This is a genomic window from Rectinema subterraneum (assembly GCA_009768935.1).
Taxonomy (GTDB): Bacteria; Spirochaetota; Spirochaetia; order Treponematales; family Rectinemataceae; genus Rectinema; species Rectinema subterraneum.
In genome coordinates, this window is sequence record WESA01000030.1 from 1 (window position 1) to 13146 (window position 13146).

Here is a 13146-nt window from a genome sequence, read left to right on the forward strand (position 1 = left end):
TTCCACAGCGGTGTGACGGTCCATGATGAGTTCTGCTGCACCCTCGACGCCACCGATACCATGACCGGCTGGGTCGAACTGCGGGCATTACCTAATCGTGCCCAGCGATGGGTCAAAGAGGCGCTCGTCGACATCAAGGAAACGCTGCCCTTCCGCCTCATTGCGATCGATTCTGACAATGGTTCGGAATTCCTAAGGCAAGCAGGTCTATGACTGGTGCATATGCGAACAGATCCAGTTTACCCGCTCACGCAGCTACCACAAGAATGACAACCCCTTCGTGGAGCAGAAGAACAGCCAATATGTCCGGCAATTCGTCGGGTACGCACGCTACGACACCACCGAGGAATTCGAAGCCCTCAGGGAAGTCTATCGCGTCCTCTGTCCCTTACTGAACCTCTTCTATCCCTCGACAAAACTCATCGCAAAGCATCGTGAGAACGCAACCATTCACAAAACCTATGACACACCCCAAACCCCTTTCTCCCGCGTGCTTGCCTCTCCCTTTGTATCGCTTACGGCAAAAGAACAGCTCTCGGCACTCAAAGCGGGCTATGATCCTGTGGTGCTGCGCTATAACCTGGATACTGCACTCGACAAACTCCATCATGCACATAGCAATAAAACGCTGATAGAGGTACTCTATGAGAAAGAATGAATGGTTAGAAAATATAATGAGGCATCCATAGCATTTCGCTTAGATTTTATAATGAGGCATTACGGCGCAGGAAATGCAGACTGACAACATTCTATATTGTCTTGACAGGCAGAAAGGCAAAGTACAGCGTTCCAAAGATGGCTGGGACAAGAAGCACTGCAGATTGTTTGGCCCAGGGCCGATTCGAACGGCCGACCTACTGCTTAGGAGGCAGTCGCTCTATCCTGCTGAGCTACTGGGTCGCGAAACTGGGTTGAACAATACTTGAAAAGGACGGCCGCTGTCAATGCGAGGGAGCGGCTAACCGTCGGCAGCCATCGACTCTCGGCCAGCTGCCGCCAATGATTGACCTCATCCTGCCATGGCGCTATGCTTTTGGGCACAATGAAGCTCTGGCTCAAATATGCATTCGGCATTGCAATGGGAGCGATCCTGTATATCGCGCTCCCGCCGAGCATGGTGCGCGGAACGGCAGCAATTACGTTCATCTCGGAGATATCGCTGAAAATTGGCGGTTACGCGCTTGTTTTTATGCTTGCTTCGGGAATTCCGGTTTCGGTATTCAGGCTTTCCGAAGCGCATCGTTTCTGGAAAATATTCAGCCAATCTTTTTTCCTGCTTGTCGGGAGCTTGATTGTCGCTGCTGGCCTCGGCCTTGCAGTTGCATTGATATTCAAATCTGCGCCTCTTCCTCTTATAACCGACAGCGGGCTCACGCCAACGATTGATCCAGCCGAGATGGTCCGCTCGACATTCCCCCCGAGCATTTTTTCCACTTTTGCGGGCTCTGGCACCTGGTTGCTGCCCCTCCTAGTCTTCGGTTTCGCTTTCGGACTTGCAGTCGCCCATGATCCAGTTATGGCGCGGCCATTGATCCCTGTGCTCGATGTGATTTCCCGTACAGCATATCTGATCAATACTTTCATATCGGAGATACTCGGGATTCTGCTCATCGCCGTTTCTCTCAATCTCTTTCTGGTTTTGAGAAATACCGGCTTGCCAGTGGAATACAGAGGGATTCTCTTTTCCGCTGGAGTTGCGGCTGTAGTTGTCCTATTCGGCGTGTTCCCTCTTGCCTACCGGATCCTTGGCGGAAAGGCAAATCCTTATGTGCTCTTGTATGGGATGCTTGGCCCCTTGCTTGCCGCTGCAGGATCTGGAAGCATTTTTTTCTCTTCAGGGAGCGCAATCCGGCATCTGTCGGAGAGTCTTGGCGTAAAGCGCGATACAAATGCGACTATTTTCCCTCTTGCGCTCATGACAGGGAGGGCTGGAAGCGCGTTTGTAGTCGCCTCTGCTTTTATTGCAATGTTCCTTTCATATTCAAGAAATGGACCGGGGCTAGCGCAGCTTTTGTTGCTCCTTGTTCTTGTGCCTTTCTCGGTCTTTGTCGCTTCTGCAGGCATTCGCAGTGACATTTCTGTCATGCTTTCTCTTGTCTGTATGCTTTTCGGACAGGGCTTCCAGAATGGTGCCTCACTCCTTGTGCCAGTAGCCTTTCCTCTCTCCATCCTGGCTGCCATTCTCGACAGCGCATGGATGATGTTCGCGGTTGCGCTGATCGGCGATAGACAAGGCGAAAGAACTACAAAGCGGGCGCGGAATTTTATATAGTTTTCTTGTGTTTGCAACGATGCCGCACTTGACGGCACTATCGGGTATATTTAGGATATGGGTATGGACCTCAAAAACTTGCTGAAACCAGAATTAGTGTCGCTGGATTTGAAAGGCAAAAACAAAGAAGCGATTATCAGAGAACTTGTAGAGCTTGCATTTCGCAGCGGCAAAGTGCTGGACAAAGAAGAAGCAATCCGCAGTGTCTTCGAACGGGAAGACCGCATGAGTACCGGCATGAAGCACGGCATTGCCATTCCTCACGGAAAAACAACCGCAGTGCGCGAATTGGTCGCCTGCATTGGCATTTCGCCAGAAGAAATCGATTTTGATGCGCTCGACCGCAAGGGATGCCGCATTTTCATCATGACCCTCTCCCCTATCGACAAGACTGGTCCGCATCTGCAGTTCCTGGCAGAGGTTGGCATGCTGTTCCGCAGCGAAGAAAAACGGCAAGCGCTGCTTGCTGCAAAAACCCCGGAAGAAGTTGTTTCAATTCTTGTTGGCAATTCCTGATTTTCGGCAATCCCAAATAAAAGAGGCTGCGGCTTATCCGCAGCCTCTTCATGACAGCCAGCGATTCTCTTATTCGAGAATTGCGAGGATATCCGACATCTTCACGATGAGATGCTCCGCACCGTCGATTTTGATCTGGGTGCCTGCATACTTGTCGTACATCACTTCGTCGCCGACTTTGACCTTGATGACATCGCTATCGGTTCCGACAGCAACAACTACGCCAGTCTGGGTCTTCTCCTGGGCAGTCTGGGGAATGATAATACCCCCAGCAGTCTTCGTTTCGCTTTCCTTGATCTTGACAAGAACTCTGTCCCCTAAGGGCTTCACCGTCATAGGTATCTCCTCCTGAAAAATGCTCAAAGATGATTTGTGGTAGAGAACCGATTAAAAATATAAAAAAACTGGGCCAAAGGGTCAAGCGCGATAGTGTGCCTTCCGCTGGAAACATGCTATTCGCCGCATTTCAGCAAAATCATTATATTTATATTTGAACAAAAGCAGGAATATGCGATACTGTGCGTGCAGACACACCCATGCATGAATCGGACCATTAGGAGACCATAATGCCATCGAAAGGCAAAAACAGCTGGAGCCCAAATCAACAGAACAAACCGGACAAGAATCAAGGCGATCCAAACAAGAAGCCAGGCATGCCCGAGGGATTCAAATTCAGATTTTCCCTCGGTTATGTCCTTATAGCGCTCATTGCAGTGTCATTTTTCAATTATTTCCTTTTCAGAAGCGATAATACTGTTGTTCCTTATTCAACATTCAAAGACAAGATACGAACCGGCGAAATCAAGCGCGTTGAAATCGATATCAATTACTATACCGGGTATACAGATGCCCGCTCTTCAGAGCCTGCATCGCCGCTGCCCGCGACGGCAAAACCTGGCGTCGTTTACAAAACAGTGCCAGTTACAGATCCTGAGTTCACCGCGCTGATGGACCAGAAAGGCGTTGTGTATTCCGCATCCCCACGGGAAGGAAGTGCGATCCTTTCGCTGCTCCTTAACTGGGTGCTTCCCTTTGCGATCATGTTCTTCCTGTGGCGAACAGTCATGAGCCGTTTCATGGGTTCGAATTCGAATGTCCTCGCTTTCGGCCAAAACAGGGCAACTGTTGTGGCAGAAGGCGATATAAAAACCCGATTTACAGATGTCGCCGGAGTCGATGAAGCCAAAGCAGAACTCGTCGAAGTAGTCGATTTTCTTAAAAATCCCCAGAAATATACGGAAATCGGCGGCAAAATCCCCAAGGGAGTGCTGCTTGTCGGCCCTCCGGGAACAGGGAAAACGCTTCTTGCCAGAGCTGTTGCCGGCGAGGCGAATGTTCCTTTCTTCAAGATGAGCGGTGCTGAATTTGTCGAAATGTTCGTCGGCGTCGGCGCGGCGCGGGTGCGCGATCTGTTCAAGCAAGCGAGAGAAAAAGCTCCCTGCATCATTTTCATCGATGAAATCGATGCGCTCGGCAAGTCACGCATGAGCGGTATGATAGGCGGAAATGACGAACGCGAGCAGACGCTCAATCAGCTGCTTGTCGAAATGGATGGATTCGATTCGACGAGCGGCCTTATCCTCGTCGCTGCAACAAACAGGCCAGATGTCCTCGATCCTGCACTTCTTCGCCCGGGACGTTTTGATCGCCAGGTGCTCGTCGACCGCCCTGACATGATTGGCCGTGAAGAAATTCTCAAGATTCATACCAAAACGATCAAAATGGATCCTTCGGTCGATCTTTCCAAAATCGCGAGGAGTACTCCCGGTTTTGTCGGCGCCGACCTTGCAAATGTAGTCAATGAAGCCGCGCTGCTCGCTGTGCGCGCTGGCCGGAAAAAAGTCAAAGAAGAAGATTTCCAGAATGCCATTGAAAAAGTGGTCGCTGGCCTGGAAAAGAAAAACCGCATGATAAATCCCAAAGAGAAGCAGATTGTCGCTGTGCACGAGACCGGGCATGCGATTACCGCCGCCTTCACGCCTGGTGCGGATCCTGTCCGCAAAATATCGATTGTCCCGCGCGGGTTCGGGGCGCTGGGTTATACGCTTCAGATGCCGCTGGAGGATCGCTATCTTGTTACAAAAGAAGAATTGCTTGGCCAGATCGACGTGCTTCTGGGCGGGCGCGCTGCAGAAGAACTTGTGTTCCATTCCATTTCTACAGGGGCGGCCAATGATATTGCGCGGTCGACCGATATTGCCCGCCGCATGATCACCGATTACGGGATGTCCGAAAAGTTCCGGAACGTTGCGCTTACCAAGAGAGGCGGCAGCATCCCGGGAATGCCGCAAATTGCCGATCCCTATGCAACGAAAGAATACAGCGAAGATACGCAGCGGTACATCGACGAAGAGATAGCTTCCATCGTGGACGAGCGCTACAAGCATGTACAAAATTTGCTTATACAGAAAAAAGATATGCTCGATCGCATTTCCGCTCTTCTTCTCGAGAAAGAGGTGATCGAAGAAACTGAATTCGCCGCGCTTACCGCTGAGCTTACCTCACCCAGCGCCGCAGCCGCTTCATCCAAAGCATAATTATGACACTTTTACCAACTTTGTCATATTGACAACAGCAGCAACATATGGTGTACTTCTCTCATCTCTGACTGAAAGGAGAGAAGTATATGTCTGTATTGATCAGAGCAATTTCTGCCTATGTGCCGCCCATCAGGATAAGCAATGAAGAGCTGGCCTCGCGCATAGACACTACCGACGAATGGATACGATCCCATACTGGCATCGGGGCGCGCCACATTGCTCCGGATGGCGTCCAAACGAGCGACATGGCAGTAAGCGCGGCAAAAAGCGCCCTCGAAAAAGCAAAAATAAGCATTCACGAGATCGATTATATTATTGTCGCTACTGCGACTCCTGATTATTTCGGGTTCCCCGCGACTGCATGCATTGTGCAGGACAAGCTCGGCGCCTACGGGGCTTCTGCATTTGATGTCACTGCAGGATGTACCGGGTTTATTTATGCGCTCAATATCGCTTCCAGCATGCTGGAAACGTCGCATGGACGAAATGCGCTTGTTATCGGCGCAGAGGGACTGAGCAGAATAACTGATTGGAATGACAGATCCACGGCCGTGCTTTTCGGCGATGGCGCGGGGGCGGCTGTCCTGTCTCGCATCGATGAAACAGGGCGAGGCTGTCTTTCATTTATTCTTGGCGCGGATGGCAGCGGCGCGAAAGATCTTTATCTCGTGCAGCCGGAAAGAGCAAAGGCTTTTGAACGGCAGCCGCCGCTGGTACCGGTCATTTCCATGAATGGGAAAAAGGTTTACGATTTTGCAGTGAAATCGATTACGGTAGTTATTGAGCGCCTTCTGCACAAGACTGCCTATCGGCTCGAAGATTTTGCATGGATTATACCGCACCAAGCAAATGCGCGCATTGTACAAGCCGCTGCAAAGCGTTTTTCCATTCCTATGGACAAGATATTTCTCAATATTGAAGAATATGCCAATACATCTGCCGCAAGCATTCCGCTTGCACTCAGTGAGATGGATGAGAAAGGCCTTTTGAAACCGAATGATCTTATTATGCTGGTCGGTTTTGGCGCTGGCCTGACCTATGGCGCGGCAGTGATCCGGTGGTGAGCCGATGGCGGGCTGGTGGCGATTAGGGGCAAACCGATGGTGATCCAGTGGCGAGCCTTGAATTTGCAGCATATTCAGAAAAATCCTGAACGGAGTGACAGACCATGAAAGAAGAAGTAGCGGTGACGGGGCTTGGCATTATAAGCCCAATCGGGAATTCCATCGAGGAATTCTGGAAGAATTGTGTAAATGGCGTGAGCGGCATTGGCCCTATCACTCATTTTGATGCGTCGAATGTCGAAAGCAAAATTGCTGCCGAAGTAAAAAACTTCGACGCCTCGCTCTGGATAGATCGAAAAGAAGCAAGAAAGATGGCGCTTTTTTCGCAATATGCTGTTGCTGCTGCGGTACAGGCTTGGAACGATGCAGGCCTGCCAGCAACGATGGATTCGCAGTCTGCGGAAAAGAGTGCTTCTATTGACCCGTATCGTATCGCGATTGTTATAGGGAATGGCATAGGCGGGCTCGAAGTATTCACTGAGTCACATGCAAAAATGCTGCAGGATGGGCCAGACCGGATTCCACCCATGACGATTCCCCTGATGATCGCAAACGAAGCCGCTGCCAATATTGCCATGCGCTTTGGCATTCACGGGCCGGCACTTACGCAGGTTACCGCCTGCGCCTCGGGCACCGACGCACTTGGGCAGGCGCTCGACCTCATTCGATCAGGAAGAGCGGATATCGTAATTGCAGGCGGAACCGAAGCAGCTATCACGGAATTCGCAATCGGTGCCTTCTGCCGGCTCAAAGCACTCTCCACTTCTTACAATGACCGGCCGGAATTAGCCTCAAGGCCATTCGACCGCGACAGAGACGGATTTGTCATGGGAGAGGGAGCAGGCATTCTTGTTCTCGAGCGAATGGAAAGCGCGAAAGCCCGCCAGGCTCCGATCCACGCAGTTTTTGCCGGCTATGGTGCTACCTGTGACGCATATCACCTCACGGCGCCTCAGCCAGAAGGCCTTTTTGGTGCAAAGGCAATCGAAATCGCGCTCAAGGATGCCGCTCTCGCCCCCGAAGATATCGGCTATTACAACGCCCACGGAACAGGAACAGAGCTCAACGACCAAATGGAAACACGAATGCTGAAAACCGCATTCGGCCCGCTCGCTCAATCACTTCAAATCAGCTCAACCAAAAGCATGACGGGCCATTGCGTTGCGGCCGCCGGCGCTATCGAAGCCATTGTGTGCATACAAGCGCTTAAAACAGGCATCCTGCCTCCAACAATCCATCTCGATAATCCCGATCTTGAAAATGGATGCGACCTTGACTACATCCCAAACAGCGCAAGAACACACAAGATCAATGCGGCTATGTCTGCAAGCCTCGGATTTGGCGGACATAATGGCGTCGTCATTTTCGCACAACCATAAAGGGGCCCTCTGCCAACAGTAACCAGTTGCAAAGCGTGCGGCATGATACTAAAATTGCAACCATATTGCATCCATTGCGCTATCAAATATCATATCCATATGAAAGGCGGCATCCAGTGAATCACATCGAAACATATCTGCCTCATAGGCCACCATTTCTTTTTGTCGATGATGCGCATATCGAGGGAGAAACGATTATCGCGACACATACCTTCCATGACGATGACTGGTTCTTCAAGGGCCACTTTCCATCGTTTCCTATTGTGCCGGGGGTGCTTCTTGTCGAGAGCATGGCGCAGGCTGGCGGAGTAGGAGCAAAGCTGATGGGCATATACCCCAAAAGCCTCTTCATGTTCGCGAAGATCAAGGAAGCGCGATTCAAGCGACCGGTCCGGCCAGGCGACACGCTCAAAATGGAAATATTGAATGTCCGCGCTTCTTCTGTTTTTCTGCATCAGAAAGGGGTCGGCAAGGTTGGTGATGAAATAGCAGTCGAAGCAGAATGGATAAGCATCTCTTCAGGAGTTCCAGAATGATTCTCAAACCGATGGTTCGAAACAATATCTGCATCAATGCGCATCCGCAGGGGTGCCGGGCAGAGGTGCGAGCCCAGGTAGAACGAGCAAAGGCATTCCGCGACCGGCTTGCTGGTTTCGGGAAAAATGGCAGCAATGTTACCAAGCCCTTCCATGTGCTGGTGATAGGCTGTTCTTCCGGGTATGGTCTGGCATCGAGGATTGTCGCAGCCATGGCCTATGGTGCGGACACTGTCGGTTTTTCCTATGAAAAAGCCCCTTCCGCCTTGAAGCCTGCCACTCCCGGCTGGTATTTCAATAATGAATTTGACAGGCTCGCTGCTCAGGCAGGATTATTCGCCCGGACTTTTTCCGATGTCGATGCCTTCTCCTACGAAGCCAAAACAAAAGCGATCGAAGTCGCCCGCGAGCGCAATTTCAGATATGATCTCGTCATCTATTCGCTCGCAAGCCCTGTTCGCACCGATCCTGATACCGGAGAACTGTACCGCTCTGTCATCAAACCGATAGGACGGCAATACGCAGGCCGATCGCTCGATGTATTCACCGGGAAAATCTCCGAAGCCACAGTGCAGCCAGCTACTGACGAAGAAATCGCCCAAACAGTCAAGGTAATGGGCGGCGAAGACTGGCAATTATGGATAGATGCCCTCAATAAGGCCAATGTGCTTGCCCCTGGCGCAATAACGCTTGCATATTCGTACATCGGGCCTTCTTTTTCCTGGCCAATCTATCACGATGGCACGATCGGGCAAGCAAAACTTCATCTCGAGAAAACTGCCCATGCGCTTACAAGCTGCTATCAGAATGAGAACGGCCTTCGCGCCTTCGTCTCGATCAATAAGGCCGTCGTCACCAGAGCCAGCGCGGTCATCCCTGTCATCCCTCTCTATGTCGCAACCCTCTTCAAAGTTATGAAAGAACGCAATATCCACGAGGACTGCGTCGATCAGATGCTCAGGCTTTTCTCGGAACGGCTGTACCGGAAGGACGCGGCGCAAATTCCGACTGATCAGGAAAAGCGCATCCGGATAGACGACCTTGAGATGGGTTCATCGGTGCAGAGCGAAGTCAGTGCCCGCATCTCGCGGATCGACGAATCGAATCTCTATCTATTGGCTGATCCAGAAGGATTCAAAAGCGATTTTCTGAGAGCGCATGGATTCGATGTGCCGGGCGTCGATTACGATCAAGAGGTGTCTTCCTTCGAATGAACCTGTGCATTCTCGATTCAGGCGACGAATTCCAGGCTTTGCCTGTTTCGGACCGCAGAGCTCAACACATACTTCGGGTTCTCGAGAAAAGAAAGGGCGATCGCATACGAGCAGGCACTTCTGATGGTCGCCTTGGATATGCAATCATCGATGCCATAGGCAATGACGAAATTACCCTGCATTTTTTTCCGGAGAGTCTCGCTCCGCCATTGCGTCCTCTGACGGTGCTGCTCGGCACTGTCCGCCCCATCCAAGGAGCGCGAATTGTAAAAGATCTTGCAACCCTCGGCGTCGCATCAATCGTATTTTTCCCCACAGCGCTCGGGGAGAAATCGTATACCCAATCCAATTTTTACAAGCGCAAGGAATATATCCAGCATGCTCTGGATGGTGCAGAGCAAGCGGGCAATCCGCGCCTCCCGGAAATCAGCATCGCCTGGTCATTAAAAAAAGCCCTCGAAGCCATCGAGCACGCGGAAGGCACCAAGCTCGTATGCCATCCAGATATCGCCGCGCTGCCCCTAAGCCAAATCCAGGTAGAGCAAACCCCTGTCATCCTTGCAATCGGCACCGAGCGCGGCTGGACCCAGGATGAACTTGCGCTATTCGAAAGGGCAAATTTCTCGCTCTGCGCACTGGGCGACCGCATATTGAAAACGGAGACAGCCGCAATCGCCGCCGTCTCCGTCATCCTCTCGAAACTGAATTTCCTTTAGTCCAGCGAAATAGAGAGCAGCCTTGCCAGCTCGTTCACATCATCGGCAAAGCGCGTACATGCAGCTTCTATCGGCTGCGGTGTCGACATATCGACGCCTGCAAGCTTCAGCGCTTCGATGGGGAACTTGCTGCCGCCCGATTTCAGGAAGCCGAGATAGGCGTCGCGCTCTTCTTTGCCGCCTTTCATGACGCGCTCCGAAAGAGCAATGCTCGCAGAAAGACCGGTCGCGTACTTGTAAACATAGAATGCATTGTAGAAATGAGGAATTCGCAGGCCTTCGAGGTCTGAAACGCTCTCGAAAACTAGCTCCGGACCGAAGTACTTCTCCAGAAGCGCCCGATATTCCTTTCTGAGCACATCGACTGTCAGTGCCTGACCAGCTTCGACGATCTCGTGTGCCCGCATTTCGAATTCGGCAAACATGGTTTGGCGGAACAGCGTGGCGAGGGTGTCGTCGATGCGGTTTGCGATGAGAAAGGCTTTTTGCATGGCGTCGGTGCTGTGCTGGTAGAGATAGGAAAATACGAGCTGTTCGTTGAATGTGCTTGCCACTTCGGCCTCGAATATGGTGTAGTTGTAGCACATGAAGGGATTGCTGCGCGACGAGTACCATGAATGCATGGAATGGCCGCCTTCGTGGGCTATGGTAAAGAGGTCGTGCAGCACATCGTCCTTATAGTTAAGAAGAATGTACGGTTCGCCAGTATATGTCCCGGCTGAAAAAGCGCCGGAGCGCTTGCCTTTATTTTCGTACCGGTCGACCCAGCCGCTTGTGAGACCCTTACGCAGCACAGAAATATAGTCTTCGCCCAGCGGTTTGAGCGCTTCGGTGACGATATCGACCGCTTCTTCGTAGCTGTGGGTAGCCCTTGATTCCCGTACGAGGGGAACATAGACATCGTAATGGCGCAATTCATCGAGGCCAAGAATCTTTTTCCGCAGCTTGTAGTAACGGTGCAAAGAGGGCAGATTCTTCCCCAGAGTCGCAATAAGATTGTCATAGACACTTTCAGGCACATTGTCCGGAAACAGCGCCATCGCTCGCGCGCTCGGATATTTGCGGACCTGCGCCTGGTACTTGTCGAGTTTGACCGAACCCGCGTAGAGGGAGCCCAAGGTGTTCTGATGTGATTCAAATTGGGTATAGAACTGCAAGTATGCAGTTTTGCGAATCGATCTGTCCGGCATGCGCATAAAAGAGGCGAATGTCGATTGGGTGAGCGGTTTCGGCCCTTCCGGCGTATCGATGGTGCCGAAATTAAGATCGACATTGGTCAGAACGCTGAAGGCTTCCTGTGCTGTCTGCGCTGGCTCTGCTTGCAGTGCAAGCAAGCGCTCTTCGGCCTCGCTCAGGACATGCGGTTTGAAGCGCCGCAGTTTTTCGAGAAACACCCTATAACCGGCAAATTTAGGATCAGCAAGGCACGCTTGCAGGAATGCGTCATCGAGGACCTGTATTGCCGGACTGAACCACGACCAGGCTGCCTGTCCCTGCGAGGAGACTCCCACAAAACGGGCAAACATGCCACGTGCAGTGCTGTTGCCTTCATCCTCGGTAACCCTCAGATGGGAATAATACCCAAGCCGTTCTTCAAGAATGAGATATTGCTCATAAGCAGACAGAGCGGCAAGAAAAGCTTCTGCTGAGTGTCCGATTCCGGCCTTCTTGCATGCTTCCGCATCCTGGAGCATTGCTCCAAGCGCTGCCAGCCCCTCTTCCCATGCTGCATCATCTTTGAAAAGGCTTGAAAGATTCCACTTGTGTTCTGCTGGAACTTCCGATCGCGCTGGAATTGCTTTTGCCATTGTTCCTCCCTTCTTAGGCACGGAGCGTCGATTCACGCACTATCAACTTGTATGGCAGCTTGATATGCGTTCCTTGCGCTCCATCGAGCATATTCAGTACCATCCTTGCGGCTTCTGTACCTTTTTGCCGTCCAGGCTGAAAAATTGTCGTCAATGCTGGTGAGACAAGGCTGCTTTCCGGTATATCATCGAACCCTGCGACAGCGATGTCCCCAGGGACTCTCAAGCCATTTTCCTTTATCGCCACAAGCGCTCCGATTGCAGCGATATCGGACATCGCCACAATTGCTGTTGGCCTCTTTGCATTCGAAAGAAGAATTTGCACGCTCTCATGGCCAGCCTGCATCGAACTTTTGCAGTTCAGTATCTGCACGCTCGGCTCAGCAAGCGATATGCTGAATTCCTCAAGCGCTTCCTGAAAGCCTTGGAACCGTCTCTGCAAGACAATCGAAGTATGCGTCGATTCAATCGGTTTGGTATCTGCTTCAAGCGCAAGAATTGCTATGTCGCGATGGCCTTGCTGCAGAACATGAAGCATGATCTCCTTGGCAGCATTTTTATGGTCAATTCCGATATTTATGGTATTCTCGGATTCCTCGCCGTCGATTGTCACAAAAGGAATATGGTTCTTTTTGAGAAGATCCACGACTTCGTGATCCGGGCCAACGCCGATTGTAATGAGGGCGTCGACATAGGACTTGCGGGCAGCTTCGATAATTTTGCCCCGTATCAGAGGCAGAATAGCGAGCGAGAATTCGCGCCGTTCGCATTCTTCGCCAATGCCGCTAATAATCTGAGCCATGTGAGGATTGCCGAATATATCGCCAATTTTTTGCGGCAGCAGCAAACCGATCGCGCCTAGGCGCTTGGTCGTCAAAGTTCTCGCAAATGGATTGGGCACATAGCCGAGTTCCTCGACAATTGCCATAATTTTTTCATAGGTCTTTTTGGATATGCGGCCAGGATAGTTCAGGGCAAACGACACGGCAGTTTTCGATACACCTGCGCGCTGGGCGATATCCTTGATCGTTACTTTTGACATAGCGCAAGAATTGTACACGAAAGGCAACAAAGCGTCAAAGCAGCGCAGAGGTCCACTTT

General features: G+C 51.5%; 12 protein-coding genes, 1 tRNA gene and 1 pseudogene. 10 read left to right on the plus strand and 4 right to left on the minus strand.

What is annotated here, in order from left to right:
- Positions 1–213 (plus strand): annotated as a pseudogene (locus GAP13_RS08400) (integrase catalytic domain-containing protein); the annotation flags it as partial.
- Positions 214–280: 67 nt separating this feature from the next.
- On the plus strand, positions 281–658 hold the full coding sequence (locus tag GAP13_RS08405; RefSeq protein WP_158907883.1) for a hypothetical protein: 378 nt from the start codon (positions 281–283) through the stop codon (positions 656–658).
- 168 nt (positions 659–826) lie between these two features.
- Here GAP13_RS08405 and GAP13_RS08410 read toward each other — a convergent pair.
- Positions 827–900: transfer RNA gene (locus GAP13_RS08410), tRNA-Arg, on the minus strand.
- A 127-nt stretch (positions 901–1027) separates the two neighbouring features.
- Between GAP13_RS08410 and GAP13_RS08415 the strand changes: the two genes are divergently transcribed.
- Together GAP13_RS08415 and GAP13_RS08420 are read left to right on the plus strand one after the other, a co-directional pair.
- Positions 1028–2272: a cation:dicarboxylate symporter family transporter gene (locus GAP13_RS08415; RefSeq protein ID WP_158907884.1), complete on the plus strand. Its 1245-nt coding sequence runs from the start codon at positions 1028–1030 to the stop codon at positions 2270–2272.
- A gap of 63 nt (positions 2273–2335) precedes the next feature.
- Positions 2336–2788, plus strand: a complete 453-nt coding sequence (locus GAP13_RS08420) for a PTS sugar transporter subunit IIA (protein WP_158907885.1) — start codon at positions 2336–2338, stop codon at positions 2786–2788.
- Between the two features lie 69 nt (positions 2789–2857).
- Here GAP13_RS08420 and GAP13_RS08425 read toward each other — a convergent pair whose 3' ends face one another.
- Entirely contained in the window at positions 2858–3124 is a 267-nt protein-coding gene (locus GAP13_RS08425; RefSeq protein ID WP_158907886.1) for a co-chaperone GroES, read from the minus strand.
- A 230-nt stretch (positions 3125–3354) separates the two neighbouring features.
- On the opposite strand from GAP13_RS08425, the gene ftsH reads away from it, so the two are divergent.
- The 6 genes from ftsH to GAP13_RS08455 all read left to right on the plus strand — a co-directional run bounded on the left by ftsH (position 3355) and on the right by GAP13_RS08455 (position 10237).
- Positions 3355–5325 carry an ATP-dependent zinc metalloprotease FtsH gene (gene ftsH, locus GAP13_RS08430; protein ID WP_158907887.1) on the plus strand — a complete coding sequence of 657 codons (1971 nt, stop codon included), beginning with the start codon at positions 3355–3357 and terminating at the stop codon, positions 5323–5325.
- An 89-nt stretch (positions 5326–5414) separates the two neighbouring features.
- Positions 5415–6392, plus strand: coding sequence for a beta-ketoacyl-ACP synthase III (locus GAP13_RS08435; protein ID WP_158907888.1), 978 nt, complete (start codon positions 5415–5417; stop codon positions 6390–6392).
- Positions 6393–6496: 104 nt separating this feature from the next.
- Entirely contained in the window at positions 6497–7771 is a 1275-nt protein-coding gene (gene fabF, locus GAP13_RS08440) for a beta-ketoacyl-ACP synthase II (protein ID WP_158907889.1), read from the plus strand.
- A gap of 116 nt (positions 7772–7887) precedes the next feature.
- On the plus strand, positions 7888–8307 hold the full coding sequence (gene fabZ, locus GAP13_RS08445) for a 3-hydroxyacyl-ACP dehydratase FabZ (protein WP_158907890.1): 420 nt from the start codon (positions 7888–7890) through the stop codon (positions 8305–8307).
- Entirely contained in the window at positions 8304–9521 is a 1218-nt protein-coding gene (gene fabV, locus GAP13_RS08450) for an enoyl-ACP reductase FabV (protein ID WP_158907891.1), read from the plus strand. Before fabZ ends, fabV begins: the two co-directional genes overlap by 4 nt.
- Complete coding sequence (locus GAP13_RS08455) at positions 9518–10237, plus strand: 16S rRNA (uracil(1498)-N(3))-methyltransferase (RefSeq protein WP_158907892.1); 720 nt, start codon at positions 9518–9520, stop codon at positions 10235–10237. Before fabV ends, GAP13_RS08455 begins: the two co-directional genes overlap by 4 nt.
- On the opposite strand, the gene pepF is transcribed toward GAP13_RS08455, so the two are convergent.
- Positions 10234–12045, minus strand: coding sequence for an oligoendopeptidase F (pepF, locus tag GAP13_RS08460; protein ID WP_158907893.1), 1812 nt, complete (start codon positions 12043–12045; stop codon positions 10234–10236). The two genes, GAP13_RS08455 and pepF, sit on opposite strands and share 4 nt — an antisense overlap.
- A gap of 13 nt (positions 12046–12058) precedes the next feature.
- Positions 12059–13087 carry a LacI family DNA-binding transcriptional regulator gene (locus GAP13_RS08465; protein WP_158907894.1) on the minus strand — a complete coding sequence of 343 codons (1029 nt, stop codon included), beginning with the start codon at positions 13085–13087 and terminating at the stop codon, positions 12059–12061.
- Positions 13088–13146 lie beyond the last annotated feature (59 nt).